Below are 1,933 nucleotides of genomic sequence, written 5' to 3'. Positions count from 1 at the left end.
CTACGACAAACTCAAATCTACTTTCCTCGCAGCCGTGCAGTTCGCTTCAATCATCATACTGCTTAACTGACGACACGCCGTAAGAGCCTTTTTGGAAATTCATTGTAAGTGGTTTTCATGGGGTCTGATGTGTGATTCAGGTTCTGGATGTGGACGCCAGAACAGAGAGGCCGGATGGCCGCTATCCCCCGCAGGACGAAGCGTTATCCGTCTGACCTGACTGATGAAGAATGGGAGCGCATTGAGCCCCTGATGCTGCCTGCAAACCGGCGTGGCCGGAAACGGATGACCGATTTTCGTGAGATGATCAATGCGCTACGCTATCTTGTCCGCTCGGGCTGTGGTCGGGAGATGCTGCCGGTTCACTTTGGTCCGTGGCAGACCATTTACTGGTGGTTTCGCAGGCTGATGCGTTGTTTTTTGTTCAGAACGATCCATGATGTCTGCCTGATGCTGGATCGTGAAGCCGCGGGTCGGGAAGCCAGTCCATCCGGTGGTGTTATCGACAGCCAGAGCATCAAGGCTCCTCATGCAAAGATACGCGGTTATGACGCCGGGAAGAATATCGTTGGTCGTAAGCGCCATATCGCGGTTGATACAGATGGCCGACTGCTTATGGTCAGACTGACGCCAGCCGATATTTCAGATAGCGCAGAAGGACAGATGATCCTGAATGCTATCCGCAAACGCTGGCCGTGGGTGAAGCATCTCTTCGCAGACGGAGCTTATGACCGCCTTAAGCTCATGGATAAAGCCGCTTTTCTCGACTTCACGGTCGAGATCATCAGACGCTCAGATACAGCAAAAGGGTTTGAGGTTCTCCCTCGTCGACGGGTTGTTGAACGCACCTTCGGCTGGATGAGCCGCTGGCGCAGACTGGTGAGGGATTATGAAAAACGGATCGACGTGGCAGAGGCCATGATCCACATCACTATGGGAAGCCTCATGCTTCGTAGAAACGCTCATCCGTGAATTTCCAAAAAGACTCTGAGCCTGATAATCATACTCACAGCAGATTTCTTAACCACTCAAATTTAATGTGTCCGTATCGGCGCAGCATGAGGATATGAAATGACTGATGATTTCAAGAACAAGGTTGCTTTCGTTTCCGGTGCCGCAAGCGGTATTGGGTTCGTTACGGCCAAGGCATTTGCTGAGGCCGGCGCAGCAGTGGCCATCACTGACCTGAACGAGGAAGCGGCTTTCGCGGCAGCCAAGGATCTGACTGAAGCGGGACACCGCGCAATCGGAATCGCCTGCGATGTGACCGACGAGGCTTCGGTCGAAGGGGCTGTCTCTAAGACGGTCGCCGAGCTTGGTGGTCTCGATTTCGCTTATAACAATGCTGGATTGCATGTCCCGAGCGTCGAAACAGCGGACGCACTCGCCAAGGATTTCGATCTGGCGATCTCGGTAAATCTCAAAGGTGTATGGCTGTGCATGAAGCATCAGCTTCGACACATGCGCGATTATGGAGGTGGCGCGATAGTGAACTGTTCGTCGCAAAGCGGGTTGGCCGGAATCGCGGGCCTGGGAGCCTATACGGCATCCAAGCATGCCGTGATCGGCCTTACCAAGGCGGCGGCCCTTGAATATGCCCGTAAGGGTATCCGCATCAACGCTATTTGTCCCGGGACCACCGACACCCCCATGGTTGCCGCAGCAATGAAGAGCCATCCCGAAAGCATGCAGGCGGTGATCGACGACATTCCGCTGGGCCGGATGGCAAAGGGCGAAGAGATCGCTTCTGCCGTCCTATGGCTTTGCAGCCCGGGCGCCGGTTTCATGATCGGTCAGATCGTGGCTCCTGATGGCGGTTACACGGCGAAGTAACCCCCACCCTCAGCACCTAGATGGTGTTATGTACTTTCGTGCGTGAGTGTTTCAGAACGGATGGATGAATACTGCACGCAAACCGTATCCGTCTGATGTC

Annotated in this window: 2 protein-coding genes; both read left to right on the top strand. The window is 54.4% G+C overall.

Features of this window, described 5'->3' with window-relative positions:
• Window positions 1-147 precede the first annotated feature (147 nt).
• Window positions 148-972 (top strand): IS5 family transposase, encoded by an 825-nt coding sequence (locus tag LOC54_RS12130; RefSeq protein WP_279314036.1) that lies wholly within the window; start codon window positions 148-150, stop codon window positions 970-972.
• Between the two features lie 99 nt (window positions 973-1,071).
• Window positions 1,072-1,833, top strand: a complete 762-nt coding sequence (locus LOC54_RS12125; RefSeq protein WP_279314035.1) for an SDR family NAD(P)-dependent oxidoreductase — start codon at window positions 1,072-1,074, stop codon at window positions 1,831-1,833.
• The last annotated feature ends 100 nt before the right edge of the window (window positions 1,834-1,933 follow it).

Source organism: Acetobacter sp. AN02 (genome assembly GCF_029759835.1).
GTDB lineage: Bacteria > Pseudomonadota > Alphaproteobacteria > Acetobacterales > Acetobacteraceae > Acetobacter.
This window is presented reverse-complemented; position numbering and strand designations above follow the sequence as displayed.

Bases quoted from the DNA above. Each gene is read 5' to 3' on its own strand.
- LOC54_RS12125 (WP_279314035.1), top strand. From the start codon at position 1,072: ATGACTGATGATTTCAAGAACAAGGTTGCTTTCGTTTCCGGTGCCGCA.
- LOC54_RS12130 (WP_279314036.1), top strand. From the start codon at position 148: ATGTGGACGCCAGAACAGAGAGGCCGGATGGCCGCTATCCCCCGCAGG.